The organism is Streptomyces sp. NRRL F-2580 (assembly GCF_000720115.1).
Lineage (GTDB): Bacteria > Actinomycetota > Actinomycetes > Streptomycetales > Streptomycetaceae > Streptomyces.
The window spans coordinates 45,808-69,700 of sequence record NZ_JOIR01000020.1; the positions used below are offsets into that span (position 1 = coordinate 45,808).

General features: G+C 72.0%; 18 protein-coding genes. 7 read left to right on the forward strand and 11 right to left on the reverse strand.

Annotation, left to right across the window (positions count from 1 at the left end):
• Positions 1-101 precede the first annotated feature (101 nt).
• Positions 102-2,318 carry a terpene synthase family protein gene (locus tag IF88_RS0122900; protein WP_030715544.1) on the forward strand — a complete coding sequence of 739 codons (2,217 nt, stop codon included), beginning with the start codon at positions 102-104 and terminating at the stop codon, positions 2,316-2,318.
• A gap of 159 nt (positions 2,319-2,477) precedes the next feature.
• On the opposite strand, the gene IF88_RS0122905 is transcribed toward IF88_RS0122900, so the two are convergent.
• On the reverse strand, positions 2,478-3,713 hold the full coding sequence (locus IF88_RS0122905) for a GNAT family N-acetyltransferase (protein WP_030715553.1): 1,236 nt from the start codon (positions 3,711-3,713) through the stop codon (positions 2,478-2,480).
• 182 nt (positions 3,714-3,895) lie between these two features.
• Between IF88_RS0122905 and IF88_RS0122910 the strand changes: the two genes are divergently transcribed.
• Entirely contained in the window at positions 3,896-4,438 is a 543-nt protein-coding gene (locus IF88_RS0122910) for a GNAT family N-acetyltransferase (RefSeq protein ID WP_030715556.1), read from the forward strand.
• A gap of 216 nt (positions 4,439-4,654) precedes the next feature.
• The gene (locus tag IF88_RS0122915) at positions 4,655-5,122 is read left to right on the forward strand and encodes an OsmC family protein (protein ID WP_030715559.1); all 468 of its coding nucleotides are present in this window, start codon (positions 4,655-4,657) and stop codon (positions 5,120-5,122) included.
• 60 nt (positions 5,123-5,182) lie between these two features.
• Here IF88_RS0122915 and IF88_RS0122920 read toward each other — a convergent pair whose 3' ends face one another.
• From IF88_RS0122920 to IF88_RS0122945, 6 genes are all read right to left on the reverse strand, one after another.
• The gene (locus IF88_RS0122920; protein WP_030715560.1) at positions 5,183-6,445 is read right to left on the reverse strand and encodes a YncE family protein; all 1,263 of its coding nucleotides are present in this window, start codon (positions 6,443-6,445) and stop codon (positions 5,183-5,185) included.
• A 149-nt stretch (positions 6,446-6,594) separates the two neighbouring features.
• Positions 6,595-7,746: an XdhC family protein gene (locus IF88_RS0122925; RefSeq protein ID WP_030715562.1), complete on the reverse strand. Its 1,152-nt coding sequence runs from the start codon at positions 7,744-7,746 to the stop codon at positions 6,595-6,597.
• A 96-nt stretch (positions 7,747-7,842) separates the two neighbouring features.
• Positions 7,843-9,306, reverse strand: a complete 1,464-nt coding sequence (locus IF88_RS0122930) for an NCS2 family permease (protein WP_030715569.1) — start codon at positions 9,304-9,306, stop codon at positions 7,843-7,845.
• Positions 9,307-9,631: 325 nt separating this feature from the next.
• On the reverse strand, positions 9,632-12,034 hold the full coding sequence (pucD, locus tag IF88_RS0122935) for a xanthine dehydrogenase subunit D (protein WP_030715572.1): 2,403 nt from the start codon (positions 12,032-12,034) through the stop codon (positions 9,632-9,634).
• 2 nt (positions 12,035-12,036) lie between these two features.
• The gene (locus IF88_RS0122940) at positions 12,037-12,669 is read right to left on the reverse strand and encodes a (2Fe-2S)-binding protein (RefSeq protein WP_030715576.1); all 633 of its coding nucleotides are present in this window, start codon (positions 12,667-12,669) and stop codon (positions 12,037-12,039) included.
• A gap of 2 nt (positions 12,670-12,671) precedes the next feature.
• A complete protein-coding gene (locus IF88_RS0122945) occupies positions 12,672-13,568 on the reverse strand; it encodes an FAD binding domain-containing protein (protein WP_030715578.1) in 897 nt (298 codons plus the stop codon).
• A 253-nt stretch (positions 13,569-13,821) separates the two neighbouring features.
• Between IF88_RS0122945 and IF88_RS0122950 the strand changes: the two genes are divergently transcribed.
• The gene (locus tag IF88_RS0122950) at positions 13,822-15,501 is read left to right on the forward strand and encodes a PucR family transcriptional regulator (protein ID WP_030715581.1); all 1,680 of its coding nucleotides are present in this window, start codon (positions 13,822-13,824) and stop codon (positions 15,499-15,501) included.
• Between the two features lie 181 nt (positions 15,502-15,682).
• The gene (locus IF88_RS0122955; protein ID WP_199808117.1) at positions 15,683-16,456 is read left to right on the forward strand and encodes a hypothetical protein; all 774 of its coding nucleotides are present in this window, start codon (positions 15,683-15,685) and stop codon (positions 16,454-16,456) included.
• 161 nt (positions 16,457-16,617) lie between these two features.
• Here the strand turns inward: IF88_RS0122955 and IF88_RS0122960 are convergent, their stop codons facing one another.
• Positions 16,618-17,337 (reverse strand): GntR family transcriptional regulator, encoded by a 720-nt coding sequence (locus IF88_RS0122960; RefSeq protein WP_051837380.1) that lies wholly within the window; start codon positions 17,335-17,337, stop codon positions 16,618-16,620.
• A gap of 47 nt (positions 17,338-17,384) precedes the next feature.
• Here IF88_RS0122960 and IF88_RS0122965 point away from each other — a divergent pair, with 47 nt between their 5' ends.
• Both IF88_RS0122965 and IF88_RS0122970 read left to right on the forward strand, forming a co-directional pair.
• Positions 17,385-18,260 carry a (2Fe-2S)-binding protein gene (locus IF88_RS0122965; protein ID WP_051837382.1) on the forward strand — a complete coding sequence of 292 codons (876 nt, stop codon included), beginning with the start codon at positions 17,385-17,387 and terminating at the stop codon, positions 18,258-18,260.
• Positions 18,261-18,484: 224 nt separating this feature from the next.
• Positions 18,485-19,546, forward strand: coding sequence for a DUF2637 domain-containing protein (locus tag IF88_RS0122970; RefSeq protein WP_030715591.1), 1,062 nt, complete (start codon positions 18,485-18,487; stop codon positions 19,544-19,546).
• 39 nt (positions 19,547-19,585) lie between these two features.
• On the opposite strand, the gene IF88_RS0122975 is transcribed toward IF88_RS0122970, so the two are convergent.
• The 3 genes from IF88_RS0122975 to IF88_RS49365 form a co-directional block, all read right to left on the reverse strand.
• Positions 19,586-20,050: an ATP-binding protein gene (locus tag IF88_RS0122975; protein WP_234323657.1), complete on the reverse strand. Its 465-nt coding sequence runs from the start codon at positions 20,048-20,050 to the stop codon at positions 19,586-19,588.
• 131 nt (positions 20,051-20,181) lie between these two features.
• Entirely contained in the window at positions 20,182-21,924 is a 1,743-nt protein-coding gene (locus IF88_RS0122985; RefSeq protein WP_030715595.1) for a pyruvate dehydrogenase, read from the reverse strand.
• Positions 21,925-22,000: 76 nt separating this feature from the next.
• Entirely contained in the window at positions 22,001-23,008 is a 1,008-nt protein-coding gene (locus IF88_RS49365; RefSeq protein WP_324617204.1) for a protein phosphatase 2C domain-containing protein, read from the reverse strand.
• Positions 23,009-23,893 lie beyond the last annotated feature (885 nt).

Below are 23,893 nucleotides of genomic sequence, written 5' to 3' on the forward strand. Positions count from 1 at the left end.
CTCCCTTATCCCAGGGGCACCACGGGTAGGGCACTGCTGATCTCGTGCGGAGGCCCGGGACGACCAGCCCCCGCACCCTTGGACGAAAGGCCCATCCCGTCGTGACGCAGCCGTTTCAACTGCCGGATTTCTACGTGCCTTATCCGGCGCGACTGAACCCCCACCTGGAGGCCGCGAGGGTCCACACCAAGCGGTGGGCGCGCGACCTCGGGATGCTGGAGGGTTCCGGCGTCTGGGAGGAGAGCGATCTCGACTCGCACGACTACGCGCTGCTCTGCTCGTACACCCACCCCGACTGCGACGCCGAGGCGTTGTCCCTGGTCACCGACTGGTACGTGTGGGTGTTTTTCTTCGACGACCACTTCCTGGAGACGTTCAAGCGCTCGCAGGACCGGGCCGGCGCCAAGGAGTACCTCGACCGGCTGGCCGCCTTCATGCCGATGGACCTGGCCGCCGGCTTCCCCCCGCCGACCAACCCGGTCGAGGCGGGCCTCGCGGACCTCTGGGCGCGGACCGTCCCCGCGATGTCCAAGGACTGGCGGGAACGGTTCTCCTTGTCCACGAAGAACCTCCTCGACGAGTCGATGTGGGAGCTCGCCAACATCGACATCGGGCGGGTGGCGAACCCCCTCGAATACATCGAGATGCGCCGCAAGGTGGGCGGCGCTCCATGGTCGGCCGGCCTGGTCGAATACGTCGCCGCCGAAGTCCCGGCGCGCGTCGCGCACTCGCGCGCGCTCGGCGTCCTGCGCGACGCCTTCTCCGACGCCGTGCACATCCGCAACGACCTCTTCTCCTACCAGCGCGAGGTCGCTGACGAGGGTGAACTGTCCAATGCAGTCCTGGTGTTGGAGACCTTCCTCGGCTGCACCACCCAGGAGGCCGCCGAGGTCTCCAACGACCTGCTCACCTCCCGCCTGCACCAGTTCGAGCAGACCGCGCTCGCCGAACTCCCGCAGCTCTTCGCCGACCACGCGATGGACCCCGCGGAGATCGCGGCCGTCCTCGCCTACGCCAAGGGCCTGCAGGACTGGCAGTCCGGCGGCCACGAGTGGCACATGGTCTCCAGCCGCTACATGAACAAGGAGGCCAAGGCCACCGCCCCGCTCACCCTGCCGTTCCTGCCGTCCGGGCTCGGCACCACCGCGCTCGACGTGAAGTCCGTCTTCACGCAACGCTCGGCGGACCTGCGCCGCCGCTCCTTCACCCACGCCCCCTTCGAGCGCACCGGACCCTCCGTGATCCCGGACGTCTACATGCCGTTCACGCTCTCCCTCAGCCCGCACCTGGACCACGCGCGCGAGGGATCGGTCGACTGGGCCCGGCGCATGGGCCTGCTCCAGGCCCACCCCGGCGACCCCGGATCCGCCATCTGGACCGAACAGAAGCTGCGCGGTTACGACTTCGCGCTCTGCTCGGCCGGCATTGACCCGGACGCCACGCCCGACGCACTGCTCCTCAACGCCTGCTGGCTGACCTGGGGGACGTACGGGGACGACTACTACCCGGTGGCCTTCGGCCAGACCAAGAACCTCGCGGCCGCCAAGGCGACGACCGCGCGGCTGATCGCGATGATCCCGGTCGACCACGCCGAACAGCCGCAGCCGCTCACGGCGATGGAGCGCGCGCTCGCCGACCTGTGGGTCCGTACGAGCCGGGGCATGAGCCGGGGCGTCCGCGCCGAGTTCCGGGCGACCCTCGTCAGCATGCTGGAGAGTTGGGTGTGGGAGATGGACAACCAGGTCCAGAACCGCATCCCGGACCCGGTGGACTACGCCGAGATGCGCCGGCACACCTTCGGCTCGAACCTCACCATGTACCTGTGCCGGCTCGGCCAGGCGGGCCGCGGCATCCCCGAGGAGATCTACGCCTCCGGGACCATCCGGTCCCTGGAGAACGCGGCGGCCGACACGGCGTGCCTGATGAACGACATCTTCTCCTACCAGAAGGAGGTGGAGTTCGAGGGCGAGGTCCACAACCACGTCCTGGTCACCCGGAACTTCTTCGACATCGGCTACCCGGAGGCCCTGCACATCTGCCACTCGCTGATGACGCAGCGCACGGAGGAGTTCGAGCACATCGTCGCGAACCAGCTGCCGCTGCTCTACGACGACTGGAAGCTGTGCGCCGAAGCCCGCGCCGGACTCGACGCGTACGTCGGCGAGCTCCGGGACTGGCTCTCCGGAATCCTCAACTGGCACCGGAAGTGCCGCCGTTACCGCGAGGAGGATCTGCACCGGATCGGCTCGGGCCCGGCCACCGGCGTCTGGAGCTCCGGCTTCGGCATGTCGGCGGCCCGGATCTCCCTGCCGGCCTGACCCGCCGGCCTGACCTGCCGACCTGACCCGCCGGCCTGACCCGCCGACCTGGCCCGCCGGCCTGACCCGCCGGCCTGACCCGCCGGCTTGACCCCCGGCCCGCGGCGGGGGCGGTCCGCTCGCCCGCCCCCGACGCGGTCCGGCCCGTGCCGCCCGCCCTCAGAACTCGTCGCCCGTGTGCGGCAGTACGGGCGTGCGCAGGGCCGCGTCCAGCGCCGCGGCCGCGCCCGGTGTGTGCTCCCGTACCAGCCCGGCCGCCACCAGCTCGGCGACCCGCGTCCCGCCCAGGTAGCAGGCGGCCAGCTCGCGTACGTCCAGGGCCAGGTCGGCGGCGTCGTCCGCGGGCTCGTACGCCGCCCGGCCCGGCCCCGCGTCGAGCCGGAACCGCCCGGTGTTGCCGGGCAGCCGTACGTCGTGCACCTCCAGCACCACGTCCACCGGCGCGGCCCACGACCGCGCGGTCAGCGCCGCGCGTACGTCGACCAGGCGCAGCCAGAGCGCCGGGTACTGGGCGGTGACCCGTACCTGGTCCCGGTCGGCGGCGAAGTGCAGCAGCGGGTCGTCGGCCGGGCGGCCCCACGCGCGGACCCGGCCGGTGAGGTCGAGGGCGGCCAGGCACTCCCACAGGGCGGCGGCGACGGCCGGGGTGTCGGCCTCCAGTTCCTCGACCCGGACCAGGCCCTGGGGTGCGCGGGAGGGCCCGCCGTCGTCCTCTGGCTTCGTGCGGTAGAGCACGTAGCCGGCGATCGGCTCGCCCGGCTCCCCGAGGACGATGATCCGCGGCGGGCTCAGTTCCTCGTCCTGCTCGTCCTGTTCGGTCAGCCACTCCTCGCGCCAGCGCGCCGCGCTGCGGGTGGGGCGGCCGGCGCGCCGTGCGCGGGCGGACTCGTGGAAGGGCCCGATCACGGCGAGCGCCTCCTCCGGGTCGACGAGCCGCAGCGGGCGCCGGTCCGGGTCGATGCGCAGGGCCAGCGGCCGGGTGGAGTCGATCTCGATGGTGACGCCGGTGGTCGCGCCGCCGTAGCCGAAGCGGCCGTAGATGGCGGCCTCGGAGGCCCACAGGGCGGCGAGCGGGCTGCCGGTGGCCGCGGCGCGCTCCAGCATCTCGGTCATCAGCCCGGTGAGCACGCCGCGGCGGCGGTGGGTGGGGGCGACGCAGACGAAGGTGAGCCCCGGGCAGGGCAGGTCCGCCCCGGGTACCGAGAGCCGGAAGTCGTGGGCGGCCATGAAGCCGACGAGGGCGTCCCCGTCGTAGGCGCCGATCCGCAGGCACCGCACCAGCAGCGCGTGGTGTCGGGCGCGGGCCTCCTTCTCGGGCCGGTCGTGGAAGACGAGGTACGCGAGTTCCAGAGCGCGGTCGATGTCGTCCTCGGGTACGTCGTGGATGTCCACCATGATCGCGAGACTAATCGGTCATCGCGGACTGGTCACCCCATAAGGGCCGGAGGTCACGGGTTTCAGCCGTTCCGGCGGCCGGCCGCGAGGTGTGGCACCTCTCCGGCTCCGAAAATCCGTCGCCGCCGTGATCATCTGGGGGTACGGTGTGCCGTCGGCCGTCACGAGGAGAGGATCACGGCTTGATCGAGGGAGAGCTCGTCGCACTGCGCGCACTGCGCGCGGAGGACGCCGAACACCACCTGCGCTGGCGCAACGACCCCGAGGTGGTCCGTTGGGCGACCGCCGGAGACCCGTGCTTCGGCCCGGTCACACGGGAGGCGCTGACGATGTCCTTCGAGCGGATGCTGATGCTCTCGCCCCGGGAGTCGGCGGTGTTCACGGTGGAGACCTTGCCGGACCGTCGGGTGATCGGCATGGCCGACTACCGGGACCTGGATCCCTGGGCCGGCTCGGCCACGCTCGGGATCACCATCGGCGAGCGGGAGTTCTGGGGCCGGGGACACGGCTCCGAGGCGACGCGGCTGCTGGTCGACCACCTCTTCGGCACCTTCCCGCTCACCCGGCTCCAGCTCGACACCTGGAGCGGGAACGAGCGGGCGGTCCGGGCGTTCACCCGGCTCGGCTTCCGGGAGGAGGGGCGGCGGCGGGCCGCCGTATTGCTGGCGGGTGAGCGGTACGACGAGGTGCTGTTCGGGATGCTCCGGGAGGAGTGGCGGCCCTGAGCCCGCCCGTGGTGCGCGCGTCGGACGCCGACGGCGGCGCCGATCGCCTCGCGGAGGAAGCGGGCGCGGCCGTCGCGAGGGCCGTACGATCCACGTCGGCGGCCCGGCACCACCCGGCACCACCCGGCACCGCCGCTTCCACGTCCCGGACACCCGCGCCGCCCAGTCCCGTACCCGAGAGAGCCAGTCCCGTACCCGAGAGAGGGAGTAGCCGCCATGGCCCGACTGCACTCCTACGCCACCCGCGTCACCTGGACCGGAAACCTCGGCACCGGCACCAGCCACTACCGTGCCTACTCGCGGGCGCACGAGGTGGCCGCCGGAGAGCTGCCGGTGATCCTCGGCAGCTCCGACCCGACCTTCCGCGGCGACGCCTCCCGCTGGAACCCCGAACAGCTGCTGCTCGCGGCGCTGTCCCAGTGCCACATGCTCTCGTACCTGCACTTCTGTACGGTCAACGGCGTGGTGGTCACCTCGTACGTCGACGAGGCGACCGGGACGATGGCCACCGCCGGGGACAGCGGGCGGTTCACGGAGGCCGTGGTGCACCCGCGGATCACCGTCAGCGAGGAGTCGATGGTGGCCGCGGCGATCGAACTGCACGAGGAGGCCCACCGGGCCTGCTTCATCGCCAACTCGGTGAACTTCCCCGTCCGGCACGAGCCGACCGTGACCGTGGGCTGAGCCTCCGGGCAGGCTCCGTCGGGCCGTTGTCCCGCGACAGGACCTAGTGCGGCCACAGCACTAGCGGCCGGCGGGGCCGGTCCAGGCGGCCGGCACGTGGCCGATCCGGACGCGCTGGGGGTGGTCGCCGACGGGGACCGAGACCCGTTTGGCGCCGGTGGCGAAGTCGATGGCCGTGACCCGGTCGGCGCCGCTCTCGGAGATCACGCAGGCCGTCCCGTCGCCGTCGACCGTGGCCCAGTACGGCTTGACCGCGGGCACGAGCGGCCCCTCGGTGAGGGTGGCGCGGTCCACGACGGTGGCGTAGTCGTCCATGGTGCCCGCGATGCACAGCTTGGCCCCGTCGGGGCTCATGGACATGCCGTGGTGGCGGGAGTCGTTGACCCACGTGGTGCGGTCGGTGCTGGTGGCGGGGTTCTCGGGGAGGGTCTTCAGGCGAGTGATCCGGTCGGAGGCCACGTCGTACTCCAGGAAGCCGTTGAAGAACGACACCTGGAAGTAGAGCTTGGACTCGTCGGGGCTGAAGGACACGGGGCGCACGGCGTCGGACAAGTCGCGGCGGCCGAAGGCGTCCAGCCGCTCCCGCATGTCGATCACCCGGACGGTCCGGAAGGTCTGCGCGTCGACGACGGTGATCTTCCGGTCGCCCTTCGTCCAGTCCAGCCAGGGCGCGTCGAGTGCGGTGTTCACCTCGCCGATCGAGCTGTTCCACAGGAAGCGGCCGTCGCGGGTGAAGGTGTTCTCGTGCGGCTTGTCGCCGGTGCCGAAGGAGCCGACCTGGCGTCCGGTGGCGATGTCCAGGACGTGCACGGTGTTGGAGGTGGAGGCCGAGACGGCGATGCGGGTGCCGTCCGGGGAGAGCGCCATGTGGTCGGAGCGGTAACCGGAGACGGGGAAGCGCCAGTTGATCCGTCCCGAGGTCACGTCGACGGAGACGACGTCGGCGAAGCTGGGGCGGGAGACGACGACCGCGGAGCCGTCCGGGGTGGTGAACATGTCGTCGACGAACTGGTCGTGGCCCTCGCCCGCGCTCTCCCGGATGCCGAGGAAGAAGGCGAGTTTCACGGGGTTGAGGTGGATCTCGCGGAGGCGCTCCGCCTTGTCGGGGATCACGTCGATCCGGCCGACCTTGGCGAGGTCGCCGGTGGAGGCGAGGACGTCGGCGGTCCCCTCCCAGTTGTTCCCGACGAAGAGCACCTCGCGCAGGCCGGCCGCGGGAACCGCGGGGGCAGCGGCCGGGGCAGCGGGGGCCGGTGCCGACGTGAAGGCGGTGAGGAGGGTGGCCGCCGCCAGCACACCCAGGGTTCGCACGGTACGCAACATCCGCTCAACTCCGGTGTGGAAAAGGGATGGAGAGGGCGCTTCCGGTGAGGGCACCCCCTATTACCGGCCGGTAAGATAGGGGGAACGCCACAAGGGCGCAACCCCTACGGGTGGCGCCCTTTTCTCACCTTCGGCCGTCACTCACCCCTTCAAGCGACGGAACCGATCCTGCTGATCACCGTGTTCGCGACGTCCGGGTGGATCGGGATGTGCGCTCCGGTGAGGGCCGCGCCGCTGCCGCCGCGGCGGTTCGCGACGATCTCGGCGGCGATGGACAGCGCGGTCTCCTCCGGGGAGCGGGCGCCGAGGTCCAGGCCGATCGGGGAGCGCAGCCGGGCCAGTTCGAGCTCGGTGACACCGACGTCGCGGAGCCGCTTGTTGCGGTCCTCGTGGGTGCGCCGGGAGCCCATGGCTCCGACGTAGGCGACGGGGAGCCTGAGGGCCAGTTCGAGGAGCGGGACGTCGAACTTGGCGTCGTGGGTGAGCACGCACAGGACGGTCCGGCCGTCCACTTCCGTGCTCTCCAGATAGCGGTGCGGCCAGTCGACGACGATCTCGTCCGCCTCGGGGAAGCGGGTCTTCGTCGCGAAGACGGGCCGCGCGTCGCACACCGTCACGCGGTAGCCGAGGAACTTGCCGATCCGCACCAGGGCGGAGGCGAAGTCGATGGCACCGAAGACGATCATCCGCGGGGGCGGGACGCTGGACTCGACGAGCACCTTCAGCGGCTCTCCGCAGAGCCTGCCGTCGGCGCCCATCTCCAGCACGCCGGTCTTGCCGGCGTCGAGCATGGCGCGGGCCTCTTCGGCGATGGTGCGGTCCAGCTCGGGGTGTCCCCCGAAGCCGCCCTCGTGGGCGCCGTCCGTACGGACGAGGACGGCGCGGCCCATGAGCTCGGCCGGACCCTCGGCGATCCGGGCCACGGCTGCGGCCTCACCGCGGGCCGCGGCGGCCAGGCCGGCCGCGAACACCTCCCGTACGGGAGAGCCCACGGGGACCGGGGTGACGAGGATGTCGATGATCCCGCCGCAGGTCAGACCCACGGCGAAGGCATCGTCGTCGCTGTAGCCGAAGCTCTCCCGGACGCTCTCGCCGTCCTCCAGGGCCTGTCGGCACAGCTCGTACACCGCACCCTCCACGCATCCGCCGGAGACGGAACCGATGGCCGTGCCCTCGCTGTCGACGGCGAGCGCGGCCCCGGGCTGGCGGGGTGCGCTCCCGCCGACCGCCACGACCGTGGCGACGGCGAAGTCACGTCCCTGCTCGACCCACCGGTTCAGTTCGTCGGCGATGTCCAGCATGGGGGCCTCCTCGGAGAGGTTCGGTTCCAGTATCGGATACGTGGAGCGTGCGGTACTTCGTACGGATCAGCCCGGTCCGGATCAGCCCGGTCCGGGTCAGCCGACCCCGAGCCAGCTCTCGATCGGGTTGAGCGCGAAGAAGACCAGGAAGATCCCGGTCAGCGCCCACATGAAGCCGCCGATCTCACGAGCCTTGCCCTGAGCGACCTTGATGGCGACGTAGGAGATGACGCCCGCGGCGACACCGGCGGTGATCGAGTAGGTGAACGGCATGATCACGACGGTCAGGAAGACCGGGATCGAGGTCGCGCTGTCGGCCCAGTCCACGTGGCGGGCGTTCTGCATCATCATCGCGCCGATGACGACCAGGGCCGCGGAGGCGACCTCACCCGGGACGATCTGCGTGATCGGGGTGAAGAAGAGGCAGGCGGCGAAGAACAGGCCGGTGACCACGGAGGCGAGACCCGTGCGGGCACCCTCGCCGACGCCGGTCGCGGACTCGACGAACACGGTCTGGCCGGAGCCGCCCGCGATGCCACCGATGGCGCCACCGGCGCCGTCGATGAAGAGGGCCTTGGACAGACCGGGCATGCGGCCCTTGTCGTCGGCCAGCTTGGCCTCGGTGCCGACACCGATGATGGTGGCCATGGCGTCGAAGAAGCCGGCGAGCACCAGGGTGAAGACGATCATGCCGATCGTCATGTAGCCGACGTCGCCCCAGCCGCCGAAGGAGACGTCACCGAAGAGCGAGAAGTTCGGCATCGAGATCGCGGAGCCGTCGAGCTCCGGCGGACCGTTCTTCCAGGCCTTCGGGTCGATGTCGACGACGGCGTTGAGGATCGCGGCCAGGACGGTGCCACCGACGATGCCGATCAGGATGGCGCCGGGCACCTTGCGGGCCTGGAGCATGAAGATGGCGATCAGGGTGATGCAGAAGAGCAGGACGGGCCAGCCGGACAGCTCACCGACGGCGCCGAGCTGGACGGGGGGACCGAACTCCGGACCCTTGCCGACGAAACCGGCCTTGAAGAAGCCGATGAGGGCCACGAAGAGGCCGATGCCCATGGTGATGGCGTGCTTGAGCGCGAGGGGGATCGCGTTCATGATCATCTCGCGGAGGCCGGTGACGACCAGGAGACAGATCACGACGCCGTACACCACGCACATGCCCATGGCCTGCGGCCAGGTCATCTGCGGGGCGACCTGCGAGGCGAGCACGCCGGACACGGAGAGGCCGGCGGCGAGGGCCAGCGGCACCTTGCCGACGAAGCCCATGAGGAGCGTGGTGACGGCCGCGGCGAAGGCGGTGGCGGTGATGATCGCCGATCCGTCCATCACGGTGCCGGCAACGTCCTTGCCCGAGAGGAGCAGGGGGTTGAGCAAGAGGATGTACGCCATGGCCATGAAGGTCGTGATACCGCCACGGACCTCGTTGCCGACGTTGGAACCTCTGTGCGTGATGTGAAAGTAGCGGTCGAGCCAAGAACGCCCCGCGGGATTGCGGGAGCCGTCGCCGGCATCCTCCGCGGTGGTCTTGGTCTCTACAGACGACTGGGTCATGGTGCCTAACTCCCAAGGTTCAAAGGGGCACCCGCTTGGGGATTGGAGATTGCGGGATTTGGGATGGTGCGTTTGGCTGCACGACCCGGGGTGACGGCCCGAGGCGACGCGAAGGTGCACTGCGTGTACTGCGGGTAGTGCGGGGGTGACCGCTGGTACTACATGGGGGTTTTCGCAGGGGTACTGCCGGCTGAAGGGACCGCGAGCGGTGCGGTGCTTCGTATGTACTCCGGACGGTGCGCTGTGAAGTGTGACGTTCCCATTTCGCACCGCCCGGAGAGTCTGAGGGGGTCCGGGGGCCTCGCGGCCCCCGGACCACGCCGGTCTAGAGGGTCCCGGTAAGGGCTTCCGGACGGATCGGCGTCTTGTTGATCTCAAGACCCGTCGCCTGCCGGATCGCCGCGATGACGGCCGGGGTGGACGAGAGGGTCGGCGCCTCGCCCATACCGCGGAGGCCGTACGGCGCCTTCGGGTCGGCGAGCTCCAGGACGTCGACCGGGATGGTCGGGGTGTCGAGGATGGTCGGGATCAGGTAGTCCGTGAAGGAGGGGTTGCGCACCTTCGCGGTCTTCGGGTCCACGATGATCTCTTCCATGATCGCCACGCCGAGGCCCTGAGTGGTACCACCCTGGATCTGGCCCACCACGGAAAGCATGTTGAGCGCCTTGCCGACGTCCTGCGCGGTCGCCAGCTCGACGACCTTGACGAGGCCGAGCTCGGTGTCCACCTCGACGACCGCGCGGTGCGCGGCGAAGGTGTACTGGACGTGGCCGTTGCCCTGGCCGGTCCTCAGGTCGAAGGCCTCGGTCGGCGCGTGCCGGAACTCGAGCTCCAGGTCGATGGCCTCGTCCTCGAGGATGTCGGCGATGTCCGCGAGGACCTCGCCGCCGTCGGTGACGACCTTGCCGCCTTCGAGCAGCAGCTCGGCGGTGGCCCACGCCGGGTGGTACGAGCCGTTCTTGCGGCGGCCGATCTCCAGCAGGGCCTCGCGGACCGCCTCACAGGTGTTCTTCACGGCGCCACCGGTCATGTACGTCTGCCGCGAGGCGGACGTGGAACCGGCGGAGCCGACCTGCGTGTCTGCCGGGTGGATGGTCACCTGGGTGACACCCAGCTCCGTACGGGCGATCTGCGTGTGGACGGTGATGCCGCCCTGGCCGACCTCCGCCATGGCCGTGTGGACCATCGCGACGGGCTCGCCGTTGATGACCTCCAGGCGCACGCGGGCGGTGGAGTAGTCGTCGAAGCCCTCGGAGAAGCCGACGTTCTTGATGCCGACCGCGTAGCCGACGCCGCGGACGACGCCCTCGCCGTGGGTGGTGTTGGAGAGGCCACCGGGCAGCGCGCGGACGTCCGCGTTCTCGCCGGCGGACTCCCACTGGCGCTCCGGCGGCAGCGGGCGGGCCTTGACCCGGCGCAGCAGCTCGGCGACGGGCGCCGGGGCGTCCACGACCTGGCCGGTCGGCATGACCGTGCCCTGCTCCATGGCGTTGAGCTGGCGGAACTCGACCGGGTCCATGCCCAGCTTCGCCGCGAGCTTGTCCATCTGGGCCTCGTACGCGAAGCAGGCCTGGACGGCGCCGAAGCCGCGCATCGCGCCACAGGGCGGGTTGTTCGTGTAGAGCGCGATCGCCTCGATGTCCACGTCCTCCAGGACGTAGGGACCCACCGAGAGGGAGGAGGCGTTGCCCACGACCGCCGGGGAGGCCGACGCGTACGCGCCGCCGTCCAGGACGATCTTGCACTTCATGTGCGTGAGCTTGCCGTCCTTGGTGGCGCCGTGCTCGTAGTACAGCTTCGCCGGGTGGCGGTGGACGTGGCCAAAGAAGGACTCGAAGCGGTTGTAGACGATCTTGACCGGCTTGTTCGTGGCCAGGGCCAGGAGGCAGGCGTGGATCTGCATCGAGATGTCCTCGCGGCCACCGAAGGCACCGCCGACGCCCGAGAGCGTCATGCGGACCTTCTCCGGCGGCAGGCCCAGGACCGGGGCGATCTGCTGGAGGTCCGAGTGCAGCCACTGGGTGGCGACGTACAGCTCGACGCCGCCGTCCTCGGACGGCACGGCGAGGCCGGATTCCGGGCCGAGGAAGGCCTGGTCCTGCATGCCGAAGGTGTACTCGCCCTCGACGATGACGTCGGCGCGCTTGCGGGCCTCTTCCACGTTGCCGCGGATGATCGGCTGGCGGTGCACGATGTTCGGGTGCGGGACGTGGCCGATGTGGTGGTCGTCGCGGTTCTCGTGGATCAGCGGCGCGTCGGGGGCGAGGGCGGAGGCCTCGTCGGTGACGAGCGGCAGCTCGCGGTAGTCGATCTTGATCTTGGCGGCCGCGCGGCGGGCGGTCTCCGGGTGGTCGGCGGCCACGAGGGCGACCGGCTCACCGTGGTGGCGTACCCGGCCGTTGGCGAGAACCGGGGTGTCCTGGATCTCGAGGCCGTAGTTCTTCATCTCGGCCGGCAGGTCGTCGTACGTCAGCACCGAGTAGACGCCGGGCATGGCGAGCGCCTCGGAGATGTCGATGGAGACGATCTCGGCGTGGGCGACGGTGCTGCGCAGGGTCTGGCCCCAGAGCATGTCCTCGTGCCACATGTCCGAGGAGTACGCGAACTCACCGGTGACCTTGAGAGTGCCGTCCGGACGGAGAATCGATTCTCCGATGCCGCCCTTGTTGTGCTTCTGGGTGACGTTCGTCGGCGTACCGGCGGGCGCGGTGCGGGTGTTCTGAGCCATGGTCAGACCGCCTCTCCCTGACGGGCGGCCGCGAGGCGGACCGCGTCGAGGATCTTCTCGTAGCCCGTGCAGCGGCAGAGGTTGCCGGACAGGGCCTCACGGATGTCCTGGTCGGACGGGGAGGAGTTCTCCTCCAGCAGCGCGTCCGCCTGGATGAGCAGACCCGGGGTGCAGAAACCGCACTGCACGGCGCCGGCGTCGATGAACGCCTGCTGGATGTTCGAGAGCTCCACGCCCTCGCCGGTCTGCGAGTCGCCCGCCCGCGAGCGACCCTCACTGCCCGGCCCGTGCGCCTGCCACTGCTTGGCCGCGTCCAGGGACACGCCCTTGCTGCCGCAGCCGCCGCCGGTGCCGCAGGCGCCGCCGTGGCCGTGCTCGTCACGCTGCTTGGAGAACTCCGCCAGGCCCTCGACGGTCACGACGTCGCGACCCTCGACCTGGCCGGCGGCCACGAGACAGGAACAGACCGGCACGCCGTCGAGACGGACGGTGCAGGAACCGCACTCGCCCTGCTCACAGGCGTTCTTCGAACCGGGCAGGCCCAGGCGCTCGCGCAGGACGTAGAGGAGGGACTCGCCCTCCCACACGTCGTCCGCTTCCTGCTGACGGCCGTTGACAGTGAAATTGACGCGCATGATTACGCAGCCCCTTCAAGCGAGCGGCCGTTGTTCGAACCGCGGTACTGCTCCCAGGTCCAGACGAGCTGGCGGCGAGCCATGATGCCAACCGCGTGACGGCGGTACTTCGCCGTGCCGCGGACGTCGTCGATCGGGTTGGCCGCGCCGGAGGCGAGGTCACCGAACTGCTTGGCGATCGACGGGGTGATGACCTTGCCGGACTCCCAGAAACCGCCCTCTTCGAGCGCGGCGTTCAGGAACTCCTCGGCGGCCTTCGCCCGGATCGGGGTCGGGGCGGCCGAACCGATGCCGGTGCGGACCGTGCGGGTCTGCGGGTGCAGCGCCAGGCCGAACGCGCAGACCGCGATGACCATCGCGTTGCGGGAGCCGACCTTGGAGTACTGCTGGGGGCCGTCCGCCTTCTTCACGTGGACGGTCCTGATGAGCTCGTCGGCGGCGAGCGCGTTGCGCTTCACACCGGTGTAGAACTCGTCGATCGGGATCAGGCGAGAGCCGCGTACGGACTCCACCTCGACCTCGGCACCCGCCGCGAGCAGCGCGGGGTGGGAGTCACCGGCCGGCGAGGCGCAACCGAGGTTGCCGCCGACACCACCGCGGTTGCGGATCTGCGGGGACGCGACCGTGTGAGAGGCGAGCGCGAGACCCGGGAGCTCCGTCCGGAGGTTCTCCATGATCTGGGTGTACGGGACGGAGGCGCCCAGACGAACCACGTCCTCGCCGACCTCCCACTCCCGCAGGAGACCGATGCGGTTCAGGTCCAGGAGGTACTCCGGCCGACGGTGGTCGAAGTTGATCTCGACCATCACATCGGTGCCACCCGCAATCGGCACAGCTGTGGGGAACTCGGCCTTAGCGGCGAGCGCCTCCTCCCAGCTGGCGGGGCGAAGGAAGTCCATGTGCGGCTCTCTTCTTCTTCATCGTGTCGTTCACTTCAAGCCAGGAGGCCTTCGGCCCTCGACTGGTCGTTCACGTGCTGTTAACGCGGTGTGGACTCAGTACACCGGCCCCCCGTCCCCCCGGTGCAGTCACCGAAACCATGAAGGAGTTGGCTGACGGCATCCCTCGTCTTGTAGATTCGTATGAAAGGCAGGATGCGACGACCTGCCCGATTTCCAACGGCAACATTCGAGACAGATCGGCGGCGACACCATGCGGCTGCGCGCACTGCTGGAAACCGAGGCGCTGGGGCTGCGGCTGCTCGGCGGCGAGGAAGAACTCGACCGGACGGTCCGCGGGGTCATGACGACCGACCTACGTGATCCCAGCCGGTACCTCTCGGGGGGTGAACTCGTCCTCACTGGCCTGGCCTGGAGACGAAATTCAGCCGACTCCGAGCCGTTCGTACGAATCCTCGCGAGCGCCGGCGTCGCCGGGCTCGCGGCCGGCGAGGCTGAGCTGGGCGCGATCCCCGACGATCTCGTTTCGGCCTGCGTGCGCAACCGGCTGCCGCTGTTCGCCGTGAACGAGGACGTTGCATTCGCCACCATCACCGAGTACGTCGTACGGCAGGTTTCGGGCGAGCGGGCCGGTGATCTCGCGGCCGTCGTGGACCGCCACCGCCGTCTCATGACGTCGGGGCCGGCCGGCGGCGGCCCCGACGTGGTGCTGGATCTGCTCACCACCGACCTCGATCTCCGGGCCTGGGTGCTGTCCCCCACGGGCCGGCAGATCGCCGGGGCGGGCGAGCCGCTGGCGCCGGGCGTGTGCGCAGCACTGGCGAGCGAGCACCTCGCGGCGGTCCGGACGGGCCGCAGGGGACCGCACCGGATCTCCATCCAGGGTATTACCTACTCGCTCTTCCCGATCAGGGGACACGGGCGCGGCGCGGCGGGCCCGGCGGCCCGGGACGTGCGCGAGACCGTGCTGTCGGACTGGCTGCTGGCCGTCGAGGCGGACGCCGGCGACTGGCCCGCCGAGCGCCTGGACCTGCTCCAGGGAGTGACCCAGCTGATCGCCGTGGAGCGGGACCGGCGCGACGCGGCCCGTACGGTGCGCCGCCGCCTTGCACAAGAAGTGCTGGAACTGGTCCAGACGGGTGCCGCGCCCGCCGAGATCGCCGCCCGTCTGCGGGTGGCGGCCCCGGTGCTGCTGCCCGGGCTGGGCGCCGCCCCGCACTGGCAGGTCGTCGTGGCCCGGGTGGACTGGGAGGGCGGGGACATCCCCGGCGGCCCGGTGGCCCAGTCGGTGCTGGAGGAGATCCTCGTCGACCCGTCGCTCTCGGGGCCGGAGCCCTCGGACCGGATCGCGGTGGCCCATGCGGGTGACGAGGCCATCGCCCTCGTGCCGCTGCCCTCGCTGTCCGGCGACGCCGGCGAGGACAAGGGCCCGGACTCCGCCCTGCACGCCGACGAGCTCCTCGCGGCCGTACGGGACCCCCTGGGGGCCGGTCTGGCCGACGACGGCCGGCTCACGCTGGGCGTCAGCGCGGCCGTCCACTCCGCCGAGGGGCTGCGCGGGGCGCTGGAGGAGGCCCGGCACGCCCGCCGGGTGGCAGCGGCGCGCCCGGGCCGGGTCTGCGCGGCCGGCCACCACGAGCTGGCCTCGCACGTGCTGCTGCTGCCGTTCGTGCCGGACGACGTGCGCCGCGCCTTCACGGCCCGGCTGCTGGACCCGCTGCGGGACTACGACCGGCGCCACCGCGCGGAGCTCATCCCGACGCTGGAGGCCTTCCTGGACTGCGACGGTTCGTGGACCCGCTGCGCGACGCGGCTGCACCTCCACGTCAACACGCTGCGCTACCGGGTCGGGCGAATCGAGCAGTTGACGGGGCGGGACCTGTCCCGGCTGGAGGACAAGCTCGACTTCTTCCTCGCGCTGCGCATGAGCTGAGGAGATCCGTCCCGCGGCCGGAGGGGTCCGGCCACGGGACGGCTGATGATCCGTCCGGACTTTGTGAAAGAGTTCACCCGACCCCTTGGCCGATGCCGTGGATCCGTGCTCTCATTTCGCCCCAGGGCTCAACGATGTGCTGCTTGGTTGCTTTGGGGAGGGCAATGTGGCGGATACCGCCATGTCGGGTGCCGGAACGACCGGAGGGGACGACCCCCTCCAGCGGGCGATATGGCGGCTGCGCTCGCGCGGCTGTTGGACCGACGCGGCGGCGCTGCTGACGCCGCACCTCGCGGATGCGGGTGCCGCGGTCCAGCGCACCGCGCTGCTGGTCGAGCGGTGCCTGTTCACCGGCCAGGGCTGGGCCGAGGCCGAGGACGCGCTGCGGGTCGCCGAGGCGGTGGCGCAGGACGACGACCACCGGGGCGCGGCCGCGTGCGAACGGGGCCAGCTGGCCTACGCGGCCACCGTGCTGGGCGTACGCGACCGGGCCGACGAGGCCCGCTCCGCGCTGGGCCGGGCGGCGGCCCTGCTGTCCCCGGAGTCCCGGACCCGCCCGCTGCTGGACTTCCGGCGCGGGCTGGTCGCCGAGCACCTGGCGGACGCCCCGCAGTCGGCCCGGCCTGCGTACCACCGGGCGCACGCGGGCGCGGAGGCCCACGGGGACACGCTGCTGCTGTCGTTCACGTGGCGGCACCTGGCCGCGCTCTCCCTGCGGGACGGCGAGGTGGCCGAGGCCCGCAAGGGCTTCGCGGAGTCCCTCCGCATCCGGGAGGACCTGGGCTTCCTGATCGGCACTGCTCCGGCGCTGGCCGCGCTGGCCGAGGCCGAGCCGGAACCGGAGGCCACCCGGCTGCGCGCGGAGGCCCGCCGCCTGTTCCACCTCCTGGGCGGCATCCCCACCTGGCTGGCGGACCAACTCCACCCCACCCCGGCCCCGTCGCCCGCGGCGTAGCCCGCCCCGCGGCGTTTCGCCCGAGCCTCGAACGACGCGCAATTCCAGCCCCGTCGGCGTTTGAGGCGCGGGGTCTGGGGCGGAGCCCCGGGTTGTTCAGCCCCGCCGGCGTTTGAGGCGCGGGCGCGGAGCGCCGTCGGGTCCGAGGGCGGAGCCCGCGGTCAGGAGCCGGCGAAGTGTTCTCGGACCAGGGACTCGACCACCGGGAGGTCCCGCTCGATCAGCGCTTCCAGCAGCGCCGAGTGCTCCGCCGCGTCGGCGACGAGATCCGCCCGTCGAATCCGCGGAGCGCCCGGCAGGGGCCACTGCGCCCGCCGGTGGAGCTCCTCGGCCACCTGCACCAGCTGCGCGTTGCCCGCGAGCCTCAGCACCGCCCGGTGGAAGGCCCGGTCCGCCTCCGCGTAGCCCGGCAGGTCGCCCGCCGCGGCCGCCTCCGCCGTGGCGGCGGCCTCGGGGCGCAGGGCCTCCCAGGCGTCCGCCGGCACCGTACGGGCCAGCCGGAGCATGACGGGGACTTCGAGGAGCGCCCGGACTTCGGCCAGGTCGGCCAGCTCCCGCGGGGTGCGCGCCAGGACCCGGAAGCCGCGGTTCGGCAGGCATTCCACCGCCCCCTCGACCGCCAGCTGCTGCATCGCCTCGCGCACGGGGGTAGCGGAGACCCCGAAGCGCTCCCCGAGGGCGGGGCCGGAGTAGATCTCCCCGGGCACCAGCTCGCCCTCGATCAGGGCCGCGCGCAGGGCGTCGAGGATCTGCCCGCGCACCGAATGGCGCAACACCTTTCGTGCTTTTTGTGCCGGTACCCGGGCTCGGGCCGTGTCGTGCACTCGGTCCTCCTCCGGATCTCGACCTGACCTGAGGATACGGCCTGGCCGAGATCGGATAAGGTAAGGCTAACCTGCTAACGATCGTGCGATTCGGTGGTCCACCCATGGCCGTCACTGCCGTGACCCCTGCCCTGCACGCACCCTCCGTCCCGGCCGGATCTCCGGTGGCGGCTGCGTACGCGCGCCTGGACGAGGCCTACAGCGGCCTGCGGGTCGACGAGCGGGCCGCGCACGACCCCGTCCCTCGCGGTGCGGGATGGGTCGGCGCCGACGAGCTCGCGGCCGGCGGACCGGCCCTGGACGCCTTCCTCGCCTGGGACGAGGCCCAGATCCTCAGGGACTACGGGACGCAGGCCCGCCCCGACGTGATCGCGGGCTTCGGGCTGCACCGGTACGCGTGGCCGGCCTGCCTGCTGATCACGCTGCCGTGGTTCCTGCACCGGCGGGTGCCGTACCTCCCGGCCGGCGCGGTGGCCTTCCACCGGACGCTCGGCCGCATGTCCGTGCGCGTCGAGGGGTTCGCCTGCCTGCCGGACGACCCGGCGGCCGCCCTCCCGGGGGCCCGTGTCGTGCCCGACGAGGAGGCGCTGCGCGGTGAGGTGCGGGCCGCGGTGGCCCAGCACCTCGGGTCCGTGCTGGAAGGTTTCGGCCCGCGGATGCGGCGCGGCCGCCGCGCTCTGTGGGGCACGGTGACCGACGAGGTCGTCGAGGGACTCTGGTACGTCGGCGGGCTCTTCGGCGAGGAGCGCCGGGCCATGGCCGAGCTGGAGGCGCTGCTGCCCGGTTCGACCGCCCCGTACACCGGGGGCGCGGGGTTCCGTACGCTCACGGGTCCCGACGGCCGCGCGCTGCAGACCCGGGACCGGGCCGGCTGCTGCTTCTTCTACACGATCCGGCCCGAGGAAACCTGCGTCACCTGCCCCCGGACCTGCGACGCGGACCGCGTCGCCCGGCTCACGGCGGCCACCCCCGACTACTGAGCGTGATCCCGCCCCTAACCCACCCGTAGGGGTGGCTGTAATCGAACTCAACTCCGTCTACACGGGCGTCAGTTCGATCTACAACACCCTATCCGGCGGGCCCCGCCCCCCGATGGCGTCCACTTGCCCCGAAACCCGCGTGCACGGCTCACCGGCTACGCCACTATGGCGCCCGGAAGGCCGCACAGCCGCATAGCCGCATACGCGAGGCAAGGGACATCCGCATGAGACTGACCGACATATCGCTGGACTGGCTGCTGCCCGGCAGCCTGCTGATCCTGGGCGTACTTGCGGCAGTTGCGGTCTTGGCCCGTGGCAAGCGCGAGAGCGAGAAGGCCGCGGCCGACGACAGCTGGGAGCGCAGCGAGGAACGGCGGCGGCGCAAGGAGGCCGTCTACGGCACCGCCTCGTACGTCCTGCTCTTCTGCTGCGCGGCCGTCGCCGCCGCGCTGTCCTTCCACGGACTGGTCGGCTTCGGCCGGCAGAACCTCAACCTCTCCGGGGGCTGGGAGTACCTGGTCCCCTTCGGCCTCGACGGCGCCGCCATGTTCTGCTCCGTGCTCGCCGTCCGCGAGGCCAGCCACGGCGACGCGGCCCTCGGTTCGCGCATGCTGGTCTGGCTGTTCGCGGGCGCGGCCGCCTGGTTCAACTGGGTGCACGCCCCGCGCGGCATGGGCCACGACGGGGCCCCGCAGTTCTTCGCCGGGATGTCGCTCTCGGCGGCCGTGCTCTTCGACCGCGCCCTCAAGCAGACCCGCCGGGCGGCGCTGCGCGAACAGGGCCTGATCCCGCGGCCGTTGCCGCAGATCCGGATGGTGCGCTGGCTGCGCGCACCCCGGGAGACCTTCGGCGCCTGGTCGCTCATGCTGCTGGAGGGGGTGCGCACCCTCGACGAGGCGGTGGACGAGGTGCGCGAGGACAAGAAGGAGAAGGAGCAGGACCGGCACCGCAGGCGGGAGCAGCACCGTCTGGACCGCGCGCACATCAGGGCGCTCGGCCGCCAGCACCGGGCCTTCGGCCGCGCCCGTGGCGGCCGCCAGGTCGAGCTGCCCGAACTGACCCAGGGAGCGGGCTCCGCGCCGGTCGGCGCGGAGCCGGCCATACCGGAATCGGGACAACTGCCCCTGCGCCGCCGGCCCTCCCTGCAGGCCGTGAACGGAACCGAATCCCTTGACGTGACCGGCACCCGGACGGTGGACCTCACCGCCGAGGACGACACCCAGACCATTCCCCGGCTGGACTCGCTGGAGCGCAAACTGAAGGACCTGGAGCAGCAGTTCGGCTGACCGGTCCCGATCGGGGAAGACCCCGGAGGGCCCGCCTGCTCAGGCGGGCCCTCCGTCGTACGGGGCGTCGTGACACCCGTCGAGCTCGAACCACACCACCTTGCCCCTGCCGCTGCCCGGGGTCAGCGCGTCCACGCCCCAGTCGTCGGCGAGCGCCTGCACCAGCACGAGTCCCCGGCCGTGCGTACCGTCGTCGGCGGTCGGTACGTACGGCCGGGGCCGGCGTGCGGCGTAGTCCCGGACCTCCACCCGTAAGCGTGTGGCGGCGAGACTCGCGGACACCTCCGCACCCCGGTCCGTGTGGACGAGGGCGTTGGTGACGAGCTCCGTGATCAGCAGCTCGGCCACCTCGGCGGCATCGGTCCGGCACCGGTGGCGCATCAACTCCCTTAAGGCCCGGCGGACTTCTCCGACCGCTTTCAGGTCGGCCCCGCGCACGCTCCGGGTGATCCGCAGCGCCTCCACCGCTCCCCCGTCCTCACCGGCGGACGGTTCACGCGGCACCGGCCTCCCTCTCCGCCACATCTTTCCGGTCTTCGCCCCCACCCGCACGGCGATGCCCCTCCCCCGCGTCCTTGCTCTCGAACAGGTCTACGGGATGCATGCCCCCCGGGGGGTTCCGCACTCCTGCGGGCTTACGGGCGGGGCACGTTACGGAGGTTGGATCGAGCCATCTGGATCATGCGGCCCACCCCGCCGTCCAGCACGATCTTGCTGGCGGACAGTGCGAATCCGGTCACCATCTCGGCACTGATCCTCGGCGGAATCGACAGGGCGTTGGGGTCCGTCACCACGTCCACCAGAGCGGGCCCCTTGTGCCGGAAAGCATCCTTCAAAGCCCCTGTGAGCTGCTTGGGCTTCTCCACGCGGACCCCGTACGCACCCGCCGCGCGGGCGATCGCGGCGAAGTCGGGGTTCTTGTTGGTCGTCCCGTAGGAGGGCAGGCCGGAAACCAGCATCTCCAGCTCGACCATCCCGAGGGATGAGTTGTTGAACAGGACCACTTTGACGGGGAGGTCGTACTGCACCAGGGTGAGGAAATCTCCCATCAGCATCGAGAAACCGCCGTCGCCCGACATCGACACCACTTGACGGTTCCTGTCGGTGAACTGTGCACCGATGGCCTGCGGGAGGGCGTTGGCCATGGAGCCGTGGCTGAAGGAGCCGATGATGCGCCGTTTGCCGTTCGGGGAAAGATAGCGCGCCGCCCACACATTGCACATGCCGGTGTCCACGGTGAAAACGGCGTCCTCGTCGGCCAGTTCGTCGAGGACCGCGGCCACGTACTCGGGGTGGATCGGGGTGTGCTTCTCGACCTTGCGCGTGTAGGCCTTCACCACCCCTTCCAGGGCGTCGGCGTGCTTCTTCAGCATCCGGTCCAGGAAGCGGCGGTCCGTCTTGGCCTTCACCCGCGTGTTCAGCGCGCGCAGGGTCTCCCGTACGTCACCCCAGACGCCGAGGTCCAGCTGGGAGCGGCGGCCGAGGTGTTCGGGGCGGATGTCCACCTGGACGATCTTCACGTCGTCGGGGAGGAAGGCGTTGTACGGGAAGTCCGTGCCGAGCAGGATCAGCAAGTCACACTCGTGGGTGGCCTCGTAGGCCGCGCCGTAGCCGAGCAGCCCGCTCATGCCGACGTCGTAGGGGTTCTCGTACTGGATCCACTCCTTGCCGCGCAGGGCGTGCGCTACGGGTGCCTTGACCCGGCCGGCGAACTCCATCACCTCGGCGTGCGCCCCGGCCGTGCCGCTGCCGCAGAAGAGCGTGACCTTGTCCGCCTCGTCGACGAGGCGGACCAGCTTCTCGATCTCGGCGTCGCCCGGCCGTACCGCGGGGCGGGCGGTGACGATCGCGTGCTCCACCGTCTTCTCCGGCGCCGGCAGGGCGGCGATGTCCCCGGGCAGCGCGACCACGCTGACCCCGCTGCGGCCGATGGCGTGCTGCACGGCGGTCTGGAGCAGCCGGGGCATCTGCGCCGGGTTGGAGATCAGCTCGCTGTAGTGGCTGCACTCGCGGAAGAGCTGGTCGGGGTGGGTCTCCTGGAAGTAGCCGAGACCGATCTCGCCGGAGGGGATGTGCGAGGCGAGCGCGAGGACCGGAGCCATCGAACGCTGGGCGTCGTACAGCCCGTTGATCAGGTGCAGGTTCCCCGGGCCGCAGGAGCCCGCGCAGGCGGCGAGGCGGCCGGTGATCTGGGCCTCCGCGCCCGCCGCGAAGGCCGCCGTCTCCTCGTGGCGCACCTGGATCCAGTCGATGTCAGCCGTCCGGCGGATCGCGTCCACCACCGGGTTGAGGCTGTCGCCCACGACTCCGTACATCCGCCGCACGCCGGCGCGCACGAGGATGTCGACGAACTGCTCCGCCACGTTCTGCTTGGCCATGAGGGGGGCACCCTTCCCGGTCTCCGGTCCGGTCTCTCAGACACGCGTGCCTCCCATCCAGCCATGTGCGCGCCGGTTACGCCTCCCAGACGGCGGCGGCCGTGCGGTCGTCGGCGTACCCCTTGAGGCGGAGCTGGACGTCCGCGAGGAAGGCCGCCAGCCCGGGCGGCTCCGCCTCGCTCCAGCGCGCGGCGAGCTCCTCCGTGAGGGCGGCCTCCTCGCGCATCGGCTCCGCCAGGCCGCCGGAGCACAGCAGCAGGGTGTCACCGGGCCGGGCCACGGACGCGCGGAACCGGAACGCGGCCTCGGCTTCGTCGTCGCGTCCGGGGGCTCCCGGGGCTCCGGGCGGACCTGCGGGTTCCAGGTCCTGCCACTGGCCCGAACGGAGTCGGAAGAGCCCGCCCGCCCCGGAGCCGAAGCACACCCGGGTGCGGCACTCCGGGTCCACCGGGAGGAGCAGCCCGCGCAGCCCGGCGGTGTACGCCGCCTCCGCGAGCCCCAGCTCGGCGGCGCGGGCCCGCAGCCGGCCGTAGCCCCGGTCGGTGAGCCGCTGGAGGCCCGAGCGCAGGGCGTCGCGGCGCCCGGCGCGGATGTCCTCGGCCAGCCGGCCCTGGCTGCGCCCGACGGCCGCCGCGACCGTGCGGCACAGGTCGGCGGCGGCCTGCGCGGCCCCGGGCGCGGCCCGGTCCCCGCCGGCCAGGGCCACCAGGACCAGGGCGTCGTCGCCGCTGCCGAAACGGGCGGTGAGCAGGAAGTCCCGGCGCACCTCGCCGCGGAAGCGGGCGGAGTCCCCCCGCAGGGAGGCGGCGCGCAGGGTGTAGGTGCCGTAACGGGCGCCCTCCAGCACGGTGTCCGGGGTCAGCGCGTCGAGGGCGGCCGGGTCGGCGGGCGGGAGCGAGCCCGGCTCGGCGGCGTAGGTGGGCGCGCGGTCGCCGAGGTGGTGCACCTCGGGCCGCCGCTGCGCGGGGGCGTCCGCCGGGGCTTCGGGTACGGGCGCGGGCGGCGGCACTTCCTGGGTCCGGTCCTCGGGGCGCGGCGCATGCGCCCGCCGGACCGGCAACTCCGCCCCGGACACCGGCGGCACGTCGACACCCCCGAGCGCGTACCCGGTGACCCCACCCGCACGCGGATCCCGGGGCGCGACGCCCCCGGGCGGTGACGGATCCGGAGCCGGGCCCGCAGACCCGGACGGCGGAAACGGGACGCCAGCCCCAGCCGGGGCCGAGGCCGCGGGCGGAGCCGAGGCCGTAGGCGGGGCCAGGGGCGAAGGCGGGGCCGAGGCCGTGGGCGGAGCCAGGGGCGAAGGCGGGGGCGGGGCCGAGGCCGGGGGCGGAGCCAGGGGCGAAGGCGGGGGCGGGGCCGTGGCCGGGGGCGACGGCGGAGCCGAGGCCGCAGGCGGGGGCGGAAACGGGCCCGAAGGCGAGGCCGGTGCCGAGGCCGGGGCCATCGGCGGGACGGGAGCCGTTGGCGGTGCGGGGGCCGTAGGCGGGGCCTGAGCCGCAGGCGGAGCCGGAGTCATGGGCGGGGCCTGGAACGAAGGCGGGGCCGGTGCCGTGGAGGGTGCCGGGGGCGCGGGAGGCGGTGGGGCCGGGGCCGCCGGCGGGGTGTTGTGCTGCTCGGTGTGCGGCGGCGGGTCCTGGGCCGGGCGGGGGCCCGGGAGGAGGGGCGGGGGCGGGGAGTGGCGCTCTCGGGGCGACGGCACGTCCGGCGCGGGGGGCCGCCCCTGGGCCGGGCGCGGGCCCGGGAGCAGCGGCTGGGTCCGTCCCGGGCCGCCGGGTCCGTCGTCCCGCACCGGCGCCGGCGGCCGGGCGGGCAGGCCTGCGTCCGCTTCCGGGCGTGAGCCCGGAAGCGGTCCCCGCCCCGGCTCCGGGTCCCGTTCCGGCGGAGCCGGGTCCGTCGTCACTCGGGCCGCCGAGCGGAACCGATGGTCCAGGGTGTCCCCCGGGTCGGCTTCCGGCCCCGCGTCCGG